The organism is Bradyrhizobium sp. CW1 (assembly GCF_023100665.1).
GTDB classification, from domain to species: domain Bacteria; phylum Pseudomonadota; class Alphaproteobacteria; order Rhizobiales; family Xanthobacteraceae; genus Bradyrhizobium; species Bradyrhizobium canariense_D.
Genome location: NZ_CP064684.1, coordinates 3,300,816 through 3,321,821, shown reverse-complemented (window position 1 = coordinate 3,321,821; position 21,006 = coordinate 3,300,816). Strand labels below are relative to the sequence as shown.

Here is a 21,006-nt window from a genome sequence, read left to right as displayed (position 1 = left end):
TATCCACTTAGAAATTGTAGGCAACCTCGTGGTCGCCGAGAGTTTACTTTGAGCCGGGCTTATCACCGCGGTCGTAATAGTTCGAGAAAAGCAACATAAAGGTTTCGATCGGGGCGTTGTTGTCGCGGCCAAGATGCGCTTTCCAGCGCGTCAAGAACTCGTCCCAGAGTTTGCCCTTGTTCGTGCCGAGCCAGGAGCTTGCGCCACGCTGAAGCTCGAGCTCGCGCGCCATCAGCGTCGGATCTATGCCCGCAATCAGCTCATGGACAGCGTGCTGCATCGCCATATAGGTTCTCAACTGATGTGACTTGAGATCACTGAAGCCCTGTGCAAAGGCGCGCTGTGCATCGAGATAGCTGCGTGTCGGCGGCCCAAAGAGAATGCGCATCGCTTCCTCCGAGGTCGGCGAGAATTTCAGCGGATTATTTTCGAGGGCTTGGACGGTGGTCTGGCTGGTGCTACGGGTCAGCTGCTTGGCTTGGGTTCGCGCTTGCAGCAGCGCCATCAGATTGTCCACGGTCATACGCAAGATGATGCCGAGCTGTTCGGCGAGTTCGGCATCGGACTTGCTGGCGAAGAAATTCTCCGGCAATCCCGCAGCGCGCGCCACCAGTCGCGCGAACTCGGTACCACCGACTGGCTTGGCCGCGACAGGTCGCTCGTCTGCTGCTTGCGCCGTCTCGACCTGCGGGTGCGATGGCGATGTTGGCGGCTGGGCAGCGACTGGTTCATCATCGATCCAAACCGACGGCCGGCGTGGAGTCGGGATGGCTTGCGGGCGCTCGACTTGCGGTTTCGGCGCGGTGACCGGACCGGCTGCCCAGTTCATGTCATCGTCCTGCACGGACGGTTGGGACGTAGACGTCGGCGATGACCATCGAAATGGGTCTACACCCGGCGCCGGCACGCTCGCTGCCCAATCAAGGAACCCCGGATTGACGGGCCGCGCCGCCTCGCGTGGCTTCTTCAACAGTTGCGGATCGATCGGCGGCGGAACGTCACGATCGGCCGTCCAAAGCTCTCCGTAATCCGCATGCTGCTGGACCGAGGGTTCGTGCAGTTGCGCCGCTTGATTTGGGATACGCCCGCCAGCCTCATCCTCCAGCGAAACTCCGATGATGTAGTGGCCGATCGTGAGCCGATCGCCGTCGCGCAAGCGGTGCGGCCCCCGCATGCGCTGGTCGGCACCATTGAGAAAGGTGCCGTTGGTCGAGACGTCGTGCAGCCAATAGCCACCGTCGCGAAAGTGCACCTCGCAATGCTTTCCGGAAATAGTCCGCGCCGGATCCGGCAGCGTCCAGTCGAGGTGACGGTCCCGGCCAATATCGACCGAACGCCTGCCGGTGACCGTAAACGTCACAGGTCCGCCGTCCGGAAGATTCGGTTCGTTCTCGATATTAAAGCGAAGCACCATCACATCGTCTCGTTAGCGCGGAGGGCGCGGTTCGCCGCGTGCCAATTGAATACCATCCTCCAGGCACGACGTCATTATCTGGTCCCGGAAGTCACGAGGGAGCCGGCAGAGGCCAATCAGCAGTGCTGTACGCACCGCCCGTGCGGCCTGATCTGGCTTGGCTTCCACGGGCGCAAATTCCGGGGGAACCACGCTTCCGCCGGACCAGCCGGCCGCCAGCGCCAGCCACGTTGCCGGCTGCTCAGGATCGTTGGCATTGCCGACAGCCAGCGCCTTGTTCCGGGACTGCTCGTCCGGTTGCCGGACCCAGGTCTCCACAATATTGAGCGACCTGCTATCGCTGGCATCGAAATGATCGAACATCCGCCGCAGAGAGCGACATCCCCAGCCAATTGCCACACGCCTTGGAAGTAGGTATGCACAATAAGACACGGCCGGGTGCCAATTGCACGCGTCGGCGGCCTCCTGAAGGAAATCCAGCGAAGGCTTGTCAGCGTCGGCTCTGCCGACATCATAGCGCGCCAACGGATAGGCCTGAAACAGATCCTGTACCGTTCCGAATCGAACCTGCCCCATGATCGTCAGCCGACAAGAGTTGGAGTGCCGTGAGCGACCAGCGGACCGCCGGCAGCAAGCGCCATGCCGGCCTGCGCTGTCATGGCGATCGTCGGCGCGTTGATGACGATGCCCGCCGGGGTCAGGATAATCTGGCTGGGACCAACCTGCAGGGTGATATTGGCGCTGGCCGTGAGCGTGATGCTGATGCCCGCATTGACAGACTGGTCCATGGCCAGCGTGATGTGTTGACCGCCCAATTCGATATCGAGTTTGTCATTGCCTTTCTTGAGCGTGGTCTTGCGGGTATCGCCGCCGAATGCAGCTTCGCCGATGGTCCGTGTCTCGGTGTCCCGGACCGTCACGTCATGGTCCTTCTCGGCATGCACCGTGATCTTCTCGGACCCCTTCTTGTCCTCGAAGCTCCACTCGTTGAAGCCGCCGCCACCTTTGGTGGAGTCCGACTTCAAGCCGCCAATCGTCTTTTTCGACGGCAGATCGTAAGGCAGCTTGTATTCGTCGTTGTACACGGTGCCAATCACCAGGGGCCGGTCCGGATCCCCTTCCAGGAACTCGACAACGACTTCCTGTCCGACACGCGGAATGATCTGACCGCCCCAGCGCTTGCCGGACCAAACCTGGGCGACGCGCAACCGGCACGACCGCTTCTTCTTGCGATCCCAGAAAAAGCGGACATAGATTTCGCCGAGCGACTCGACGTCGATTTCCTCGCTCGAATTGTCGTCTTTGGTCACTACCTTGGCAGTCTGGATGCCATTGATCCTTGGCTTCGGCGTCGTCATTGGCGCTCGAAACGGCCGATCGCTCGGCAGAAACTCGTAGCTGCCGAAATAGACGTGTTGCCCGGCGTCGCTCGGACCTCCGGTGCGATAAGATTCGATCGAGAACGAGTGCGTGGCTCGCACCACGAGATATTCCACGTTCTGCGAATCCTTGGAGTGCTTTTCAAGCTTCGTTAACCCACCGGGGAACAGGTTGACGGCGTCGCCGTTGCCGCGGCGCCTTCGGTCCATTGCCTGCTCGGCCTGGAGCTGGATCTTCGCGTAGCGCTCGCCGTCGGATTTTTCCTTGAACTTCCCTGGATAGTCGTAAAACTCCATCTCCGACCGGGTGTAGTGCTCGGAGCCCTTGGCGTCGCTGATCATCTGCGCGTTGGGCTTTTGATAGTTGTAGTCGTTAAGCTCGATCTTGCCGGTTCGAAACCGGCGCTCCGAGACCCATTCGTAGATATGCTGCTCGCCTCGACGATCGGCCCCCGTTAACGGGATATAGGGAATCGTAGCAAGACCGTTGATCGGGCTATGCGACGATTTGGAATCCGCCAACACCAGCGTATGTTTGCCGCCCTCGTGTTTGAAGAAGTAGTAGATGCCGTGCTGTTCCATCAGCCGGCACACGAAATTCATGTCAGTCTCGCGGTACTGAACGCAATATTCGAGCTTCGGACAGGACCCCTCTTCGGTCAGTTTGGATTCATAATCGGTGAAGCCGCGTTCGTTGAACACCTCCTTGATGATGTCGGGCGCTTTCTTGTCCTGAAAGATCCGGCAATCGGTGGTCCGCGACAACAGCCAAAACCAGGGCCTCAGCACGATCCGGTAGCTGAAATAGTCGTTCCTTACCCCGAGCCACTGGGCCTCTGTCAGAATGCCACTGAACTCGCGCTCCTTTTCATGCAGCTTTATGGTCAGCGTGCATTGCTGACCGATGGCTCGGTCGAAGTCGAGGTCGGCATCCTCACTGAGACACTCTATGCGATACTCGAACAGTTCGCTGAGACCTTCCGAGCCCTCGAATCCGGCAAAAACCAGAACGTCCTTGCCAAGAGGCGTCTTGAGTTCGCAGAGGCGGGTATCCTGAGTAAGCTGGCCCATGTGGGCTTAAACTCCCTCCTTCGATCGAATGACCCGCTGCAAAGAGCTGATCAGACGTATGCAAGATCCGCGGAAATCCTGCCCCGCCAATTGGCAGTGCCGGCAAGTCCGCCCCGGGGCTGGCCTCCTGACGTTTCACGACAGCCGTCCAAAGAACCACCCCGGCCATCAAGTAGTCGGCTCCAAGAGCTTGCCGGTTCACGGGAAAATGGCATGATCTTCGGGAATGAACCAAGATCAGCAGGCATCTGACCCATAGGTATAGAATCGGATCATGCGCCCCGCGCGATCCCTTAGTCGTCACGGCTCGGCAGCGGGGCCGTGACCGAGCAGATGGACGATCCTCGCATGCTTGATGTCGCCTCCCTGACGCTGCCCATTACCGCTGACGATCCCTGCGGACCGGATCTCGACGCCATCGGAGACGTCCAATATCTGAACTTCTTCGCAGGTGCGGAATCCCTGCTGCCAATGTCGTTCTTCGAGGTCGTCAATGCCAATGGGGAGCGTGGACGCTTCGATCCAAAGGCAGTCGATTTTGCCGGCCAATTTGCCGCTGCACAGCCCCTCCTGGCGCGTACCCGCGATCTGCGCCTAAACCTGCTGCTCGCGAAGTTTTCAATCCTCAACCGCGATCTCGACGGCTTTCTTAACTGCCTGAGGGCGACCAACTTGCTGCTGCGCGAGCAGTGGGAAGCGGTACATCCGAGGGGCGAGAACGGCGACTACGCGCTTCGGGCCGTCACGGTCGAAGCAATCGACGTGTTTCCGACCGTGATCAACCCGCTCCAGTTCCTCCCCCTGATCGAGAACCGCAGACACGGCAACCTCCACTACCGTGCCTATCAAATCGCGCAAGGCGAAATTCCCGCCGGCGATGCCGACGCCGACGGGCTCGATCTCGCGACTATCGAGCGCATCGTCAGCGAGACGGATCTCGATACTCTCAAGGCAATCAGCGCGCGGTGCTCCGCGGTCGCTGCTGAAATCGCAGGTATCAAGGCGACCTGGCGTGAGAAGATGAATTCGGGGCAACCTATCAGCCTCGACAGGCTCTCCGGCTTGGTTGACGGCATGGCTGCCTGGCTTGCGGGTCTTGTCGCATTGCGTGATCCGGTGGCGATTGCCGCAACTGCGGAAGATGCCGGTCCCCTCGATACGCAGGTGCCGTTGGACGCAACCACGATGTTTGCTTCATCTGCACAGGCGTCCGCAGCGCTCGGCGCAGCGGCCGCCTATTTTGCCCGAATGGAACCATCCAACCCGGCGCTGTTGCTGGTACGTCAAGCGCAGGAGATGGTCGGCAAATCATTTATTGAAGTGATGCGGATGCTGGTGCCGTCCCACGTGGAGAGCGCTGCCATCAACATCGGGCGGGACAAAGTCTTCGACCTGCCGATCGAACGGATGGCGGAGCTCGCGACCCCGCTCTCATCAACGACGGATGAGAGCGCCCAAGATATTGTTTTTTCGGTGGAAACTAGAGCGCAGGCCTTGGGTCTGCTGACGAAGGTGGCGTCGTTTTTCCGAACCGCGGAGCCGTCCAGCCCGATCCCCTTTTTGGTCGATCGCGCGCGCGACCTCGCACAGCGGGATTTCCTCAGCCTTCTGAATGATGTCCTTCCTGAGGGCGCTCTCAAGACAATCGACAAATCGTATTGAACCACCTTTCTCTCGAAGGCACTAACTGGACATAAGAATGTTTTGCCGACCGCAAGTTGAGACGCCTTAGTCAATCTGCGTCGTGCAATTTGGCTTCTGATGCGATTTCGCAGGGAGGGGAACCATGGCTACTGACAGCGGTCAAAAATTCATTCGACGAAACCGCGCACCACGCGTGCACATAACATACGAGGATCCTTACGATGCCGAGCGGCTGATCGAGCTGCCGTTCGTCATGGGCGTCCTCTCCGACCTCTCCGGCAACAACCCCGGCATCGAGAAGTCGAAGGTCGAGGAGCGTAAGTTCCTCGAGTTCGATATGGACAATTTCGACAACCGCATGGCCGCAATCCAGCCCGGCGTGACGGCGCGCGTCGCCAATCGCCTCAGCGATGGTTCCGACGAAAAGATCTCGGTCAACTTGCGCTTCAACAAGATGGCAGACTTCACTCCGGTGGCAGTCGCCCGCCAGGTGCCGGCCACCGCCAAGCTGCTCGAGGCACGCGAACAACTCGCCAACCTGCTGCGCTACATGGACGGCAAGGTGGCCGCCGAGGACCAGCTGAAAAAACTTCTCGCCGATCCTCAACTGATGGCAGCGCTGCGGGAACGCGCGACAAGCCAGTCGAGCGAACCTGGCACCGAGAGCTAAGGAAGGAATGGGGACCATGGCAAAAGAAGCTGTTCACACAGAGAGCCCTACCCAAGTCAAAACCGTCGAAGCTGATGAGTTTACCAGCCTGCTAAAGCAAAGCTTCAAACCGCGCACTGAACGTGCAGCGACCGAAGTCGAAAACGCCGTATCCACGCTCGTTCAAGAGGCGTTGAAGGACACAAGCGTCATAAAGTCGGACGTCCTCGACACCATCGAGGAGATGATCGCGCGGATCGACCAGAAGCTGACCGCGCAAATGAACGAGATTCTTCATACACCTGAGTTCCAGGCAATCGAAAGTGCGTGGCGCGGTCTCCACTACCTCGTCTTCAATTCCGAGACCGACGCCAACCTGAAAATCCGGGTGATGAACGTCTCAAAGAACGAGCTGTATCGAAATCTGCGGCTTTATCCCGATGCACGCTGGGACCAGAGCCCCCTTTTCAAGCAGATCTATGAGTATGAATTCGGCCAGCTGGGTGGCGAGCCTTTCGGCTGCCTGATCGGCGACTATTATTTCAGTCACCTCCCCACCGATGTGCAACTGCTCCGCGATCTCAGCAAGATCGCCGGCGCCGCACACGCCCCCTTCTTCAGCGGCGCCGAGCCGACGCTGATGGGAATGGACTCTTGGACCGAGCTGTCCAACCCTCGGGACATCGGCAAGGTGTTCGACACGCCGGAATATGCCGCATGGAAGGGACTGCGCGATCAGGACGACTCGCGCTATCTCGGCCTGTGCATGCCGCGCGCGCTCGGCCGCCTCCCCTACGGCGCGAAATCGGAGCCCGTGGAAGAGTTCGCCTTCGAAGAGGAGACGGACGGACACACCGGCGACAAATACGGCTGGATCAACGCCGCCTACGCAATGGCCGTCAACATCAACCGCGCCTTCAAGGAGTTTGGCTGGTGCACGCGCATCCGCGGTGTGCAGTCCGGCGGTGAAGTTATCAACCTGCCGACGCACACGTTCCCGACCGATGACGGCGGCGTCGACCTGAAATGCCCGACCGAGATCGCCATCAGCGATCGCCGTGAGCACGAACTTGCGAAGGCGGGCCTCATCCCGCTGATCCATCGCAAGAACACCGACAAGGCGGCGTTCATCGGCGCTCAGTCGCTCTACAAGCCGAAGAAGTATTTCGGCGAGAAAGGCGTGGATGCCACCGCCTCTGATAACCTGTCGTCACGACTGCCCTACATGTTCGCTGTGTCTCGCTTTGCGCACTATCTGAAGTGCATGGTTCGCGACAAGATCGGATCCATGAAGGAGAAGGATGAGCTGACGGTCTGGCTGCAGACCTGGATCAACGAGTACGTTGATGCCAATCCAGCCCTGTCGTCAGAAGCTCAGAAGGCGCGCAAGCCGCTGGCCGCTGCGAAGGTAGAGGTCATAGCAAACGAGGAGAACCCGGGATATTACAACGCGCGCTTCTTTCTTCGTCCACACTTTCAGTTGGAGGCGATGGACGTCGGCCTCAGTCTGGTTTCGCGCCTTCCCGGCCCCGGCTCCTGACGCCGCAGCATCGCAACCGTAACATGCAGAAATTTGAAAGGACTATGCTATGGCTGTCGACATTTTCCTGAAACTCGATCCGATTAAGGGCGAGTCGCTGGACGACAAGCACAAGGACGAAATCGATATTTTGAGCTGGTCTTTCGGCGAGAGCCAGTCAGGCACTTTCCACAGCGGTTCGGGCGGCGGTGCCGGCAAGGTCAGCATCCAGGACCTGCACTTCACGCACTTCGTCGACAAGGCCACGCCGGAGCTTTTCAAAGTCTGTGCGAACGGCAAGCACATTGATACGGCGATCCTCACGGTGCGCAAGGCGGGTGAAAATCCGCTGGAGTATCTCAAGATCGAGATGAAGCACATTCTGGTCACGAGTGTATCGACGGGCGGATCGCACGGCGAAGATCGCCTCACTGAAAACGTGAGTCTGAATTTCGCCAAGGTCAAGATGACGTACAAGACCCAGACGGAAAAAGGCGGCGCTGGAGCGGCGCCGGTGTTTGGCTGGGACGTTCCCGCCAACAAGGAATGGGCCTGATCGTCGGCTTCTGCTTGGCGTTGGTTGCGATTAGCTGAGCCGGCGCCGCACGGTGCGATTGCGTTGACGTCTCGGCGGGAGCGGTTACGAGCACGACCGCCTGCCGAGGCGACAAGCATCCTGGAGACCAGCTGATGCTCCGCGGAAGGGCATAGCGGGCCCGGCATCTTGGGGAAGGTAAATGACCATTACTCCAAAGAGGGATCGTCTCTCTCCCCCGCTAATGCTGGCCTTTCGCTTGGCTCATGAAGCTCGCGATGCGCGCAAGAAGCTCAATTTGCGCGATGAATTCGGTGAACGGGTCATTGCCGGACGGCGTAGCGCCGGCCGCTTTCCGATCTCGGAAACGCTGTTGCGGCGGGAAATCTCTCATGACCTAGAAGCCCTTCTCAATACCATTGCTCTGGAATCGACTTTGGATCTGAGCGACCGGGATTGCGTCCGGAGATCGATCTTGAACTACGGCTTCCCCGATATCGCCCACCGCTCGATCGACGAGGTTACGGACGACGAACTCACCGACGCGTTGCGCGAGACGCTAGCGACCTACGAACCCAGACTCGACCGCAAGACGATTCGGGTTCGTCGCGACGGCTCGGTCGGCCCTGAGCAGCTGAAGCTGCGCTTCATCGTTCACGCCGACCTCAAAGCTGAGCCGCTCAACGTCCCCGTGGAATTTGTCGCCGACGTCGATCTCGACAGCGGCGACATCCAGATCAATCGACTTTAGCATGAATCGCGAATTCCTCGATTTCTACAATCGTGAACTGTCATTGCTGTACGAGCAGGCGGGAGATTTCGCCGAAGAATATCCAGGTATCGCAGAGCGCCTCGGCGGCCTGATCCGAGACCGCTCGGACCCGATGATCACGGGACTGCTGGAAGGCGCTGCCTTTCTTGCCGCCCGCGTTCAACTCAAGCTCAAGCACGAGTTCCCGGAATTCACTGCAAACCTGCTCGAGCAACTGGTACCGAACTATCTTGCGCCGACACCTTCGGCCATGCTGGTGACCGCACGGCCACCCTATGCCGACCCGGCGCTGCGTGACGGCAGGAAGATCGCGCGCGGCGCCTATTTCGACGCGACCTATCGCGAGAGAGAGCGAAGTCTTTCCTGCCGGTTTCGACTTTGCCGCGACATCGTGCTCTGGCCATTTGACGTCACAAGCGCCGAGTATTTCTCGACGGCGGGCGCTCTGCAGGCGCTTGGTATCCCGATCGGCAGTGACGTCATCGCGGGGCTGAGGCTATCGTTGACCCATCGTAGTGCGGCCCGGCTCGAGGACGAGCCGCCGGACGCGGAGGCTCGGACCAAGCCGGAAACGTGGTTCGCAGGCTGCCGCGTGAGCGAGCTTCCGATCTACCTGTCCGGTGCGGAATCCGACGCCATCGCGCTTTACGAGCAGTTGATCTCGAATTGCAGGGGGGTCTACTTCCGGCATCTCGACGACTTTGGCGATCCGGTGGTGACTCGTGCCCCCCATGACAGCGTGCAGCAAATTGGCTTCGACGAGAATGAGTCTCTATTTCCTAACGATAACCGGATCTTTCGTGGCTCGGAATTGCTGCGTGAATATTTCATGTTTCCACGCAAGTTCCTCGGCATTACCCTCACCGGACTTCGCGGCGTGATGTCACGGCTGCGCAGCAAATCGATCGATATTGTCTTCGCATTCGATGAACACAGTTCACGATTGGCCGCCTCGGTGCGCCCCGAGACGTTCAGGCTCTATACCGCGCCGGCGATCAATCTGTTCGAGAAGACGAGTGATCGTATTCCGGTCAAGTCGAATACGCACGAGTACCATGTGGTGCCAGATCGCAGCCGCTATCTGGAATACGAACCGCACCAGGTGCTCGAAGTCTACGCACACCTTCCGGCAGAGAAGGATAAGCGCCCCGTGCGCCCGCTATATTCGGCCGCCGTCGACCGGAGCGGCGGGTCGGCCGACAGGCTTTATTTCACTGTGCGCCGCTTGCCGCGGCGCCGCACAGTGGAAGAAAAGACATACGGCGCCTCCTCAGACTACACCGGGACGGACATGTTCCTGTCACTGCTCGAGCCCGGTGAATTGAGCGGCAAAGGCTCTGTCGCCGAACTGAGCGTTCGGGCTCTCTGCTCCAATCGCCATCTCACGGAGCACTTGCCGGTCGGCCAGGGCGGCGCCGATTTTCGTTTGCTGGACGACACATCTCTTGATCTGATGTGCGTCGCTGGTCCGACGCCGCCGCGCGAGCCGGTGGTGGCCCAATTGCGCAGCCGCAGCGAAATCGTCAACAGCGGCGTTGTCAGCTGGCGGCTCATCAACATGCTCAGCCTCAACTATCTTGGGCTCGTCGAGCGCGGTGGCGGCAAGAACGCCGGAGCGCTGCGCGAGATGCTGTCCTTGTTCGCCGACCAATTCGACGACGCCACGGAACGCAAGATCCGCGGCGTGCGCAGCATAGAAAGCCGCCCCATCGTGCGACGCGTGCGTGAGCGCACCGGCAGCGGCGCAGCACGTGGCTTGGAGATTATCGTCACACTCGACGAGAAGGCATTTGAGGGCAGCGGCGTGTTCTTGCTCGGGGCGATCCTGGAACGCTTCTTTGCCGACTATTCCGGCTTCAACACCTTCACCCAGACGGTCATCTCGACGCCGGAGCGCGGCGAGATCATGCGATGGCCGCCGCGCATGGGCACGCGGAGACCGCTATGACCCTGATCGACCAGATGAAGGCCGAGCCCTGGCGTTTCGATTTCTTCCATACGTTACGCCAGTTCGAGCGCGCCAACCCGGATCGACCGCGGATCGGTGACAGTGCCGCGCGCCGCGACGAATATGTCGACCTCGGCCAAGTGCCTTATCTGGAGTTTCCCGCCTCGAATCTCGCGGCCGTGGACGACCAGAGTGGCCGGCTCAGGATACTCGTCAAATTTCTCGGCCTCCTGGGCCCGCAGGGCGCCCTGCCCATTGCCACCACCGACGAAAGCCTCAGCTGGTGGCTGATGCGGGATGACGCTTTCCCGCGCTTTCTCGATCTGTTTAACGGGCGCTTCCTGCAACTCTTCTTTCGTGCCTGGGCCGACGCGCGCCCGATCGCGCAGCACGACCGCCCGGCGGACGATCGCTTCATTGCCTATGTCGGCTCCTTCGCCGGCTTGGGCACCGATGTTTTCGCCGATCGCGATACCGTTCCGGACATGGCGAAGCTCAGCTTCGCTGGACTGGTCGCGCCAAGGGCGAAGTGTGCATCACGGTTGACGCGATTCCTGCAAGGACTGTTCGAGGTCAAAGTCGAGATCGACGAATTCGTCGGCACTTGGCTCTCGTTCGACCCAAGTCACTGCAGCCGGCTCGGCGGAACGCATGCGAGGCTCGGTCAGGACGCCCTTCTGGGCTCGCGCGTGTTCAGCGTCGAGGACAAGATCAGAGTTCGGGTCTTTGTCAGAACATTTGCTCAGTACGAACAATTCCTGCCGACCGAAACACCCAACCTGTCGGAGCCACTGGCCGACGCCGTTTTCTTCTATGTCGGCGACGAATTGGAATGGGAGGTAGAGCTCGCCATTCCTGCCGGAGAGGTTGTACCGGTCAGGCTCGGACAAAGTGGTCGACTTGGATGGACTTCTTGGGTCTCGCCGAACTGGGCCTCCACAGAAGAATATCGCCGCGATGCCCGCTTTCAGCTCGGGGAGCGATTGAGATCCCGCCGGAGCGCCGCAGCCAATGCCACGGCGATTTGAACCTATCCATAGTGCTGATCGCCTAATACTATGGAATTTGAAGCCAATTCCGCATGATGACAAGCATCCGCGGAGGAGTTGAGCAGGAGGAGCCGCCGTGACCGACATCAGCATTGAAGCTGTAACGGGCAAGCTGAACCGGGCCGGCTATGATGCCTTCATACAGGCCCTCCGCCACGCAAAGAGCGCCGGCAATCGCAACGTCGAGCTTGCGCACTGGCTGTTTCATATTCTGCAGCAGGAGGGCAACGATCTCAGCCTCTCGGTCGATCACTACAAGCTCGACCGCGCGCGCTTATTGTCGGACCTGGCCGGCGTGATCAGCGGCTTTGCTAAGAACGAGACCGACATGCCGGGCGTCGCGAATTCGGTCATCGATCTGCTCGATCGCGGCTGGCACTATGCCACGCTTTTCTTTGGCGAGACCCAGATCCGCACCGGTCATCTGCTCGTTGCCGGCCTGAAATCGAACGATATTCGTCGCGCGCTGAACAACCTCTCGCGGGAATTTGCCAAGGTCAACGTCGACGCACTGGCGGCGGAACGCCGCGCTGTCTGGACCGGCTCCGACGAGGAGAACATGCGGCCGATGGACGGATCGGGCCTGGTTGGCGCCGGCACGGAAGGCGCGGCCCAAGCTGGTCCGAAGGGCACGACGCCGCTCGACCGGTTCTCCCAGGACCTCACTGCCAAGGCTAAATCGGGCGAAATGGATCCGATCCTTGGCCGGGACGAAGAAATCCGCCAACTGATCGACGTGTTGATGCGTCGGCGGCAGAACAATCCAATTCTCACCGGCGAGGCTGGCGTCGGCAAGACCGCAGTTGTCGAAGGCTTTGCGCAGCGCATTGCCGCCGGCGACGTGCCGCCACCGCTGCGCGGTGTAAGGCTCTGCGCACTCGACATCGGCCTGATGCAAGCCGGCGCCTCCATGAAGGGCGAGTTCGAGCAGCGCTTGCGGTCGGTGATCGACGAGGTCCAGAGCTCACCTACTCCCATCATCTTGTTCATCGATGAGGCCCACACACTCATCGGCGCCGGCGGCGCCGCCGGTACCGGCGATGCGGCCAATCTCCTGAAACCTCCCCTCGCCCGTGGCACGCTGCGTACGATCGCCGCCACCACATGGGCGGAATATCGCCAGTACATCGAGAAGGATCCCGCACTCACCCGGCGCTTCCAGCCAATCCAGATCGATGAACCTGATGTGGAGACCTGCTGCATCATGCTTCGCGGACTTCTCGGTCCGATGGAAAAGCACCATGGCGTTCGCATTTCGGATGCTGCGATCGTCGCAGCAGTCAACCTGTCCCACCGATACATTCCTTCACGGCAGTTGCCGGACAAGGCGGTCAGCCTGCTTGATACAGCCTCGGCACGCGTAGCCATCAGCCAGAGCGCGACGCCGGCCTTGATCGAGGATGCACGCGTGGCGATTGCCGCTCGTGAAGCTGAGAGATCTGCGCTCGTCAGCGACGGCGACCTTGGGATAGAGGACAACGAGCGCATTGTCGCGATCGACAACGACATCGCCGCACTGAAAGACAAGCTGACGAACCTCGATGGCGATTGGGCGGTCGAGCAGGAGCTCATCAAGGACATCCGCAGCATTCGTGAAATCCTGTCCAGGCCCAAGGAAGGCGAAGATCCGGCTGCCAAGCGCGCGGAGCTGCGCGGCAAGTTCGACACACTTGAGACCATCAATCCGGAAAAGCGAATGGTCTATGCCCATGTAGACCAGCAGTCGGTGGCGTCCGTTGTCTCTGATTGGACCGGCATCCCGGTCGGCCGGATGATGCGCGACGAGATCGAAACCGTGCTGAAGCTACCGGAGATCCTCAACCGCCGCGTCGTCGGCCAGTCCCATGGGCTGACAATGATCGCCAAGCGAATTGAGACCAGCCGCGCTAAGCTGGACAACCCGTCGAAACCGATCGGCGTATTCATGTTGGCTGGCCCATCCGGTGTGGGCAAGACCGAAACCGCCCTGGCGCTTGCCGAGACTCTTTATGGCGGCGAGCAAAACATGATTACGATCAACATGTCAGAGTTCCAGGAAGCGCACACCGTCTCGACCTTGAAAGGCGCACCTCCCGGGTATGTCGGCTATGGCGAAGGTGGGCGCCTCACCGAGGCCGTCCGGCGCAAGCCCTATAGCGTCATTCTGCTCGACGAGGTGGAGAAAGCTCATCCCGACGTCCATGAGATTTTCTTTCAGGTATTCGACAAAGGAACCATGGAGGACGGCAACGGGCGACGGATCGACTTCAAGAACACTTTGATCATCCTTACCACCAACGTCGGCACCGATATGATCATGGGCCTATCACGCGATCCAAAGTATCGCGACGAGCCGGAAGAGCTCGCCAGGATGCTAAGGCCGGAGTTGCTCAAGGTGTTCCCAGCGGCGCTGCTCGGACGCATCGTCTCGATACCGTACTTCCCGCTATCGGACGAGATGCTGTCCGGGATCGTGCGTTTGCAACTCGACCGCATCGGAAGGCGCCTTCGCGACAATCATAACGCGACCTTCGGTTATGACGACGCGGTCGTCGAGCACATTGTGTCGCGCTGCAACGACCCCGACTCCGGTGGGCGAATGATTGACAACATCATCACCAACACCCTGCTCCCCGAGCTGTCGCGCGAATTCCTCAGCAAGTCGCTCGCCAAGGAAGAGGTGAAGGAAGCACGTGTCTCGATCGACAACAACAAGTTCGCATATTCGTGGAATTGAGCACGATGAACATTCAAACCGAGCATCGTCACCCAAACATCGGTCCAACGCCATACGACGAGGTCTACTACCCGGGCCATGTTTATGGGCTTACTCATCCCAACCATCTTGCTACCATGGCCGCCGTTTACGGCATGCAGCCGGCGCCGGTCGAGCGTTGCCGGGTGCTGGAGCTTGGCTGCGGCGTCGGCGGCAACCTGTTGCCGATGGCCTTTCAATACCCGAACAGCGAATTCGTCGGTGTCGACCTGAGCGGCGTGACGATCGAGCGCGGTCAGAACAATGTCGCTACATTGGGCCTGGAGAACATCAAGCTTCTCCACTGCGACATCATGAATGTCGATGCAAGCTTCGGACGGTTCGACTACATCATCGCGCACGGCGTGTATTCCTGGGTGCCACCGGCGGTGCGCGAGAAGATGATGATGATCTTCAAACAGAACCTCGCGCCGCAGGGGGTCTGCTACGTCAGTTACAATGCGCACCCGTTCTCACATATGCGCGACATGGTCCGCGACATGATGCGGTATCACACCCGCCGCCTCACCGGCATGAAAGAAAAAGTAGGACAGGCCCGCGCAATCTTGAAGTTCTTGAGCGAGGGATCGAAAGCCAACTCGGTTCACGGCGCGATCATGCGCGATCAGTACAACCGCGTCCTCAAGGCGCCCGACGAGCTGTTGTTTCATGACGATCTCGACGAAGGCGCCGAGGCCTTCCTGCTGCACGAGGTTGTCGAGCTTGCAGGCTCTCATGGCTTGCAATATCTAAGCGACGCCGATTTCTCGCGACGCAATCTGGCGGGCTATTCCGAGGAGGTACGCGCGACGTTGCAACGCTTCCCGGAAACCGAGTTCATGGCACGCGATCAGTATCAGGACTTTATCGACGGTAACGGCTTTCGCCGTACCTTGCTCTGCCACGACAACGTCTCGCTCTCCCGCCAGACCGACCTCGATTTCGTCACCCGGTTCTATTTGCTGAGCACGACGAGCCCGGTTGATCCGGACGCCTGCGTAACGGACGATTCAGCGATGGAATTCGAAAATGAGGACGGTAGCAGGATCACGGTGACCAATTCGCTCTTGAAGGCGGCGCACCTATGCCTCGGCCGCGCTTGGCCTCGCGCGCTGTCATTTGACGAATTGCTCGATGGGGCGCGAGTGCTGCTTGGCGGCGGGCAGGCAGATGATGACCAAAAGGCGTTGACCGAGGCGATCTTTATCCTAGCTTGCAGCGGCGAGGTCTCGTTCCTGCTGTCGCGTCCCTTCTTATTGACGGAAGCGACCGAGCATCCGCAGGCGAGCCTGCTCGCGCGAAAACAAGCGCAAACAGGTCCGCTCGTCACCAATCTCCTCCACCAAACCGTGCAGTTGGAGGACGACCGAACCAGGGATTTCCTGCAATTGCTCGATGGTACGCGGACTATCGACCAGATCACGGCCGAAATGACCGAGAAATTCGGCCCGACCATCCAGGTAGGTCAGAAGGATCGTGCCAGGAAGCCCGCCGAGCCGCTGCTGCTATCAACGCGAGAAAGCGTTCAACGCTCGCTTGCGATGGTCGGCAAGCTGGGCTTGCTAATCGCCTGACGCGCTCATGTGCGCCGGGCACCGTGGAAGGAGTGGCGGAAGGAACCAGAAGATCTGCTACCTCCCGAAACAGGCGAGGTGCCCATCACTCAGCCATCGTGGGTGTACTGCTGGCCGAGCAGCCATCCGGTGAGAATACCACCGGGTCCGCTGGTATAGACCGGATGAAGGCCCACGCCGGCGCGCAGCATCCGCCATTCACTCTCGCCGACCCAGGGAATGCCAGGATCGCCCTTTTGGTATTGCGACAGTAACGTTTTGGCGACCTCAGCGGCATTGGCGTAAATCGGGCCGTTGGCCCAGCGCGGCCGCGGGAGGCCGGTCATGCGGCAATAGAGCGCCGTGCAGACGTACGCGGACGCCTCTTCGGCATTGGCGTCGAGGCCGGTACGCAACAGATCGTAGGCTGCATGCAGGCTCTCATGGACGATATAGGCTCCGTCCATCCGCCCCGCCGCCGACACGACCTCCAGCGTGTTCGCAGCGATCGCTGTGCCGTCCGCCCTGGTTCTCGCCACATCGTTATATTGTGCGGCAACGCCTGCCGCGAGATCCGTCGGAGCCCTGACGGTGACCCGCCCCAACCGGATCGCGCGGGCGACGTGATGGAACGTTTGCGGCGCAATCGTCACGTGGCTGCCGCGGATCGGAAATCGGAAACGAATGCGTGCGACCGCCGGCCCATTGAGTATATCCAATACCCTGCCTCGCAGTGACATCTGATCATCCTCGCCGCTTAAAGTACCCCCTGCATAGTGGTCGCCGATTCCAGTTGGCGGGTTCAAACTGCATCGGTGCTGGGGCAATAGGGGTTTGACTTTTGCCGGAATTGGCATGGGGCCTTCGGCAACTTCATAGAACGAGCAGACATTGAACCCGAACCCGTTCGGGCGAGACCAATCTGAGGTGAGGATTGCCACGGAGGGCGCGCCATGACGACGACCGATCCGACGACGACCGACACTTACCGGAAGATCGCGGCGCGATTGACCATGCTGCGACCGCAGATCGATTTGAAGAATTACTTTGCCGGCGCCAACCCGAATGTGCGCCTTTATGACGAGAAGCCCTACATCCGACACCAACTCGAGAAGTATGGTGTCGCTGCCGCGACGACCACGCTCGACGGCGTCACCTTCCTGCCCAAGGACTGGGAAGAGCTGATCAAGAAGCTGCGCATTGCCAAGACGACGGACGGATTCGACGCATTCGCCGAAGGGCAAAGCCCGGAAAAGGCGTCGCATTGGGCTCTCGATCTGTCGATGGCGGCAACGATCGGCAAGGGGTTTCGGGAGATCTGGCGCCCAAAGCTGTCCGACAAGCCACTCTCAACGCGGGATCTCCCGGGCCGGCACGGCTTCGGGCTCGGACGCGACCGCGGACAATGGAGCGATGCCTACAGCTCGCAATTCGGCAAAGACCCGCAGCCCCAGGACATCACCTCGCTGCATTTCGCAGTAGCACCCGACCGGGTGAACGTGCACATCGACGAAACAGGCTTCGTGTTCGAGGGCGTGGACGGTGCCCTTACGGTCGGGCCGAACTTCATGCACCACGCCGGCAACGAGCTGTTCTGGAAGAGCAACTCACATGTGCCGCGTTGGGCGGCCGAACACATCGACTTGATATTGCCGAACAGCGCGAACGACTTTTCGCGCGTGGGCGTTTCGGTCGACATGTACCAGCGCAAAGATCTGCGCGTCACGGTCACCGGCTCCTGCGGAATTTTCGGCGGTTTCGAGTGCTCCGGAACCGTGAGCGTCAGCGGCACGCATGACCTGCTAGGCTCGAGGTCAAAAGGCCGGCGCTAAAGCGGAGATTGCTGGTTCGATTGTCCACGCCTCCAAGCTACGAATGAGGCTCCTCCCTAGCCTACCTGTTCGCGGCCCGAATGGAATGGAACCATCGAACCGCCTCAAAGTAACGGCGACCAATGAATATTGGCGGCAAGATCGGGTAGTTCTGCAGGACTCAGCAAGGGAGGTCCTTACATTGCCGAACCAGGAAAGACCCTTGAAGCCTGTCGTCGAAAGCTACGTACCGCCAGCGGGAACGCGACATGCGGTGGCGGCAGGCGAGACTTGGATATCCCTCGCCAAGCGGATCGGCATCGATCCATGGGACCTCATCGAGTTCAATTTTCCGGGCATCAAGCTCGTCAAACAGCGCGATTTCCAACAAGCCGCAAGGCAGGTGAACTGGTACCTGGCCGAGTATGTAGGCTGCCGCGCGATATCGCCCGACCGCCAGAATTTTGCGTTTTCTTCCGGTACGACCGGCGGGAAAGGTGGATGGAAAGGCGGCTTCATCTATCTACCGCCAGGTACGCCGCCTCCCCCGCCGATTGCGCCCATTCCACCGGTTGCGCCCACCCCAGTGGCCCCGATCCCACCGGCATGTGAAGGAAGCCGACCCGACTTCGCCCGCGTGCTGGACGTCAGCGAACGGGATTTCGCGCGCAACGTCTTTGGCCCGACCCTGCCGCCGTGGGAGACGATCGCGATTACCAATGGCCTGGGAGCAGGCGGAAGACCGTGGACGAACGACGGACCGTTCTTTAGAGGAAGCAATCCCATGGTGCCGAGCATGCGGTATGCCATCAATCTTGGCAATGTCGCGTTCAGTAACCTGGCATCTCCTAGCCCCACCTTCGGCCTCCTGTGCGACAACTTCGGTCGAATTTGCGACCTCTTCGTGCACGAAATGACCCATGTGTGGCAGGCGTTCAACGATTCGAACTGGACGATGGCGCGCTCTTTCTGGGCGCAGACAATCGGTGCCGGCTACGATTACACGCCCGGCGACTCCTGGGACTCATACAACGTCGAGCAACAGGCACACATCGTTGAAGATTGGCACAAATACAAAATCAGTTTGCCGATGCTTGCCGAGGAACGCTATCCGTACGTCCGGCTCGTGATCCGATCTGGACGCCTCACTTTTCCTCGCGGGCTGGATCTGGCGGCATTGAAAAAGGACCTTCAAGATCTGCGCGCAAGGCACCTGGAGTAGGTCCGTCGCAAGGGAGTGGTCGGGAGCTTACTCAAGTGATGCACCAACACGCCGATAATTCGCCGCGGTGCGGTAGCGCATTCTTCCTCTCTCCGAGAGTAGTTTTACGACTTGTCCAGCGTGCTGGTCAGCTTCATAGCGCAAGCACACGGAGAAGAATTGCGCGGCCGCCATGCGACAGGCAATCGACGTCCTGGCAGATTGTTTTCTGCGTCGCTAGCGCGCGGCGCATAGCTCGGGACATCCGCGGTCAGAATAGCCTCGGCTCGACGTACAATTTGCTCGCCCTCGCAGCCGCCGACGAAATCCAGACCGCAAAATCATCGATCGAGGTTCAAATCTACACCAACCAAACTCGACACCAGCACATTGCCCCGCATGACGAATTTCCGGTATGTTACCGGCTCAACCGGCGAGCAACGATCCGGATGATTATCCCCGGCGCGGTGAACCGGCGCGACACTATTGTGGATTAAGGTTGGGGAAAGCTATAGCAAGCTTCGCACAGTCCTTGCAGGATTCCGGTGTATACGCGGCGCAAAGCTTCATGATCGTTCCTCGGAGAGGCTTCAACCTGGTCTGCCCTCACGGGCTTTCAACGGGCGTGGGGACGAGTAAGATGCTGTCTCGTGGCCCGGAGGCGGCATGAGCCAGCGCAAGTTCATGGGACTTGTCGGCGGTGCGACAGCATCAGGGCCGGGCATTGCGCCAGCGAGCCAGCGATCAGCCAACGCAGCCGCCGAGCCCGCTTACGATGATGAGCAAGAATTCCCACTGATCATCGCGAACATCCGTAAGCGCGAAGCCGATACCCTTGCTTCAGAATTCGAATGAACGTGCGAAAGAAGCCTCCGGCTTGGACGGAGGTTTCGGATGGGATTGGACAGCAAAAAGGACGTCCATTTGGACGGCTCAACGAGGGGATCGGTGAGCCGGCTGGAGGTTCTTGAAGGACCATCGGGGCGCCGCGTACGTTCGGAAGCTGAGAGAGCTCGGATCGTCGCCGAGAGTCTGTTACCCGGTGCCCAGGTGTCCGAGGTGGCGCGCAAGCACGGAGCGACGCGCTGGCAAATCTACGATTGGCGGCGGCGGTTTCGACAGCGAGGCATGTTGCCGCCGCGCGAGGTATCGCAGCCGACATTCGCGCCGCTAGTCGTGGAAGGTGCGTTGGAGGAGCGTCAGGTTCCGGCGATCAAGCTTGAGATCGCGATCGGCGATGTCGTGCTGCGGACGGACACAGCCATAGATGGCGAGCAGCTGTCCCGTGTGATCCGCGCGATGCGAGCGTCACGATGATCGCGGCCGGTGCCGATCTGAAGATTTACATCGCGACGCGGCCGATCGACTTCCGCTGTGGCCACGATGGGCTTGCGGCGAAGGTGCAGGAGATGCTTCGTCTCGACCCGTTCAGCGGCGCAGCCTTCGTGTTCCGATCGAAACGAGCGGACCGGATCAAGATTTTGGTCTGGGATCGAACGGGTCTGGTGTTGGTGCACAAGCGTCTTGAAGGTTGCAAGTTCGTTTGGCCAACGATCGCAGACGGCGTGATACGGATATCGCCGGCGATGTTCGCAGCCCTGTTCGAGGGGCTGGATTGGAGGTTGGTCCGCCCGGAAGAAGCGCGGCGTCCCCAGGCGGCTGGATAACTGCGGCAGAATGACTCGGAAGCTATTTTGAATGTGGCACGCGCGGCGGCGATGTGCTCG

19 protein-coding genes are annotated in these 21,006 nt (G+C 59.9%); 15 read left to right on the top strand and 4 right to left on the bottom strand.

What is annotated here, in order from left to right; all coding sequences use genetic code 11:
• Positions 1–43: 43 nt before the first annotated feature.
• The 3 genes from tagH to tssI are packed head-to-tail and all read right to left on the bottom strand — an operon-like array spanning position 44 to position 3,864.
• Complete coding sequence (gene tagH / locus IVB54_RS16185; protein WP_018457629.1) at positions 44–1,414, bottom strand: type VI secretion system-associated FHA domain protein TagH; 1,371 nt, start codon at positions 1,412–1,414, stop codon at positions 44–46.
• A gap of 12 nt (positions 1,415–1,426) precedes the next feature.
• Positions 1,427–1,990 (bottom strand): hypothetical protein, encoded by a 564-nt coding sequence (locus IVB54_RS16180; protein ID WP_026233412.1) that lies wholly within the window; start codon positions 1,988–1,990, stop codon positions 1,427–1,429.
• 5 nt (positions 1,991–1,995) lie between these two features.
• A complete protein-coding gene (gene tssI / locus IVB54_RS16175; RefSeq protein ID WP_018457631.1) occupies positions 1,996–3,864 on the bottom strand; it encodes a type VI secretion system tip protein TssI/VgrG in 1,869 nt (622 codons plus the stop codon).
• Between the two features lie 321 nt (positions 3,865–4,185).
• Between tssI and IVB54_RS16170 the strand changes: the two genes are divergently transcribed.
• From IVB54_RS16170 to IVB54_RS16130, 9 genes are all read left to right on the top strand, one after another.
• A complete protein-coding gene (locus IVB54_RS16170; RefSeq protein WP_247362316.1) occupies positions 4,186–5,526 on the top strand; it encodes a type VI secretion system ImpA family N-terminal domain-containing protein in 1,341 nt (446 codons plus the stop codon).
• Between the two features lie 124 nt (positions 5,527–5,650).
• Complete coding sequence (gene tssB / locus IVB54_RS16165; protein ID WP_026233414.1) at positions 5,651–6,178, top strand: type VI secretion system contractile sheath small subunit; 528 nt, start codon at positions 5,651–5,653, stop codon at positions 6,176–6,178.
• A gap of 16 nt (positions 6,179–6,194) precedes the next feature.
• Positions 6,195–7,697, top strand: coding sequence for a type VI secretion system contractile sheath large subunit (tssC, locus tag IVB54_RS16160; protein WP_204511553.1), 1,503 nt, complete (start codon positions 6,195–6,197; stop codon positions 7,695–7,697).
• A 49-nt stretch (positions 7,698–7,746) separates the two neighbouring features.
• Complete coding sequence (locus IVB54_RS16155; RefSeq protein WP_018457635.1) at positions 7,747–8,232, top strand: type VI secretion system tube protein Hcp; 486 nt, start codon at positions 7,747–7,749, stop codon at positions 8,230–8,232.
• A 181-nt stretch (positions 8,233–8,413) separates the two neighbouring features.
• Positions 8,414–8,962: a type VI secretion system baseplate subunit TssE gene (gene tssE / locus IVB54_RS16150; protein WP_026233415.1), complete on the top strand. Its 549-nt coding sequence runs from the start codon at positions 8,414–8,416 to the stop codon at positions 8,960–8,962.
• A 1-nt stretch (position 8,963) separates the two neighbouring features.
• Positions 8,964–10,931 (top strand): type VI secretion system baseplate subunit TssF, encoded by a 1,968-nt coding sequence (gene tssF / locus IVB54_RS16145; protein ID WP_247362314.1) that lies wholly within the window; start codon positions 8,964–8,966, stop codon positions 10,929–10,931.
• Entirely contained in the window at positions 10,895–11,959 is a 1,065-nt protein-coding gene (gene tssG / locus IVB54_RS16140; protein ID WP_018457638.1) for a type VI secretion system baseplate subunit TssG, read from the top strand. The genes tssF and tssG overlap by 37 nt, the downstream gene beginning before the upstream one ends.
• A 97-nt stretch (positions 11,960–12,056) precedes the next feature.
• Complete coding sequence (gene tssH / locus IVB54_RS16135; protein WP_247362313.1) at positions 12,057–14,696, top strand: type VI secretion system ATPase TssH; 2,640 nt, start codon at positions 12,057–12,059, stop codon at positions 14,694–14,696.
• Between the two features lie 5 nt (positions 14,697–14,701).
• The gene (locus IVB54_RS16130; RefSeq protein WP_247777363.1) at positions 14,702–16,288 is read left to right on the top strand and encodes a class I SAM-dependent methyltransferase; all 1,587 of its coding nucleotides are present in this window, start codon (positions 14,702–14,704) and stop codon (positions 16,286–16,288) included.
• Positions 16,289–16,377: 89 nt separating this feature from the next.
• Here IVB54_RS16130 and IVB54_RS16125 read toward each other — a convergent pair whose 3' ends face one another.
• On the bottom strand, positions 16,378–16,986 hold the full coding sequence (locus IVB54_RS16125; RefSeq protein ID WP_247777362.1) for a hypothetical protein: 609 nt from the start codon (positions 16,984–16,986) through the stop codon (positions 16,378–16,380).
• Positions 16,987–17,220: 234 nt separating this feature from the next.
• Here IVB54_RS16125 and IVB54_RS16120 point away from each other — a divergent pair, with 234 nt between their 5' ends.
• From IVB54_RS16120 to tnpB, 6 genes are all read left to right on the top strand, one after another.
• The gene (locus tag IVB54_RS16120) at positions 17,221–18,099 is read left to right on the top strand and encodes a hypothetical protein (protein ID WP_162496436.1); all 879 of its coding nucleotides are present in this window, start codon (positions 17,221–17,223) and stop codon (positions 18,097–18,099) included.
• A 202-nt stretch (positions 18,100–18,301) separates the two neighbouring features.
• Positions 18,302–19,300: a hypothetical protein gene (locus IVB54_RS16115; protein ID WP_247362309.1), complete on the top strand. Its 999-nt coding sequence runs from the start codon at positions 18,302–18,304 to the stop codon at positions 19,298–19,300.
• Between the two features lie 278 nt (positions 19,301–19,578).
• Positions 19,579–19,776, top strand: a complete 198-nt coding sequence (locus IVB54_RS16110; protein WP_247362306.1) for a hypothetical protein — start codon at positions 19,579–19,581, stop codon at positions 19,774–19,776.
• Between the two features lie 169 nt (positions 19,777–19,945).
• Positions 19,946–20,134: a hypothetical protein gene (locus IVB54_RS16105; RefSeq protein WP_247777361.1), complete on the top strand. Its 189-nt coding sequence runs from the start codon at positions 19,946–19,948 to the stop codon at positions 20,132–20,134.
• A gap of 39 nt (positions 20,135–20,173) precedes the next feature.
• The gene (locus tag IVB54_RS16100) at positions 20,174–20,596 is read left to right on the top strand and encodes a transposase (protein WP_247290870.1); all 423 of its coding nucleotides are present in this window, start codon (positions 20,174–20,176) and stop codon (positions 20,594–20,596) included.
• Positions 20,593–20,946: an IS66 family insertion sequence element accessory protein TnpB gene (gene tnpB, locus IVB54_RS16095; protein WP_007601228.1), complete on the top strand. Its 354-nt coding sequence runs from the start codon at positions 20,593–20,595 to the stop codon at positions 20,944–20,946. Before IVB54_RS16100 ends, tnpB begins: the two co-directional genes overlap by 4 nt.
• The last annotated feature ends 60 nt before the right edge of the window (positions 20,947–21,006 follow it).

Excerpts from the sequence above, each read along its gene's own strand:
- tnpB (WP_007601228.1), top strand. The coding sequence starts at position 20,593 with ATGATCGCGGCCGGTGCCGATCTGAAGATTTACATCGCGACGCGGCCG.
- IVB54_RS16155 (WP_018457635.1), top strand. The coding sequence starts at position 7,747 with ATGGCTGTCGACATTTTCCTGAAACTCGATCCGATTAAGGGCGAGTCG.
- tssI (WP_018457631.1), bottom strand. The coding sequence starts at position 3,864 with ATGGGCCAGCTTACTCAGGATACCCGCCTCTGCGAACTCAAGACGCCT.
- tssE (WP_026233415.1), top strand. The coding sequence starts at position 8,414 with ATGACCATTACTCCAAAGAGGGATCGTCTCTCTCCCCCGCTAATGCTG.
- tssC (WP_204511553.1), top strand. The coding sequence starts at position 6,195 with ATGGCAAAAGAAGCTGTTCACACAGAGAGCCCTACCCAAGTCAAAACC.
- tssF (WP_247362314.1), top strand. The coding sequence starts at position 8,964 with ATGAATCGCGAATTCCTCGATTTCTACAATCGTGAACTGTCATTGCTG.
- IVB54_RS16100 (WP_247290870.1), top strand. The coding sequence starts at position 20,174 with ATGGGATTGGACAGCAAAAAGGACGTCCATTTGGACGGCTCAACGAGG.
- tssB (WP_026233414.1), top strand. The coding sequence starts at position 5,651 with ATGGCTACTGACAGCGGTCAAAAATTCATTCGACGAAACCGCGCACCA.
- IVB54_RS16130 (WP_247777363.1), top strand. The coding sequence starts at position 14,702 with ATGAACATTCAAACCGAGCATCGTCACCCAAACATCGGTCCAACGCCA.
- IVB54_RS16120 (WP_162496436.1), top strand. The coding sequence starts at position 17,221 with ATGACGACGACCGATCCGACGACGACCGACACTTACCGGAAGATCGCG.
- tssG (WP_018457638.1), top strand. The coding sequence starts at position 10,895 with ATGGCCGCCGCGCATGGGCACGCGGAGACCGCTATGACCCTGATCGAC.
- IVB54_RS16105 (WP_247777361.1), top strand. The coding sequence starts at position 19,946 with ATGAGCCAGCGCAAGTTCATGGGACTTGTCGGCGGTGCGACAGCATCA.
- tagH (WP_018457629.1), bottom strand. The coding sequence starts at position 1,414 with ATGGTGCTTCGCTTTAATATCGAGAACGAACCGAATCTTCCGGACGGC.
- IVB54_RS16180 (WP_026233412.1), bottom strand. The coding sequence starts at position 1,990 with ATGGGGCAGGTTCGATTCGGAACGGTACAGGATCTGTTTCAGGCCTAT.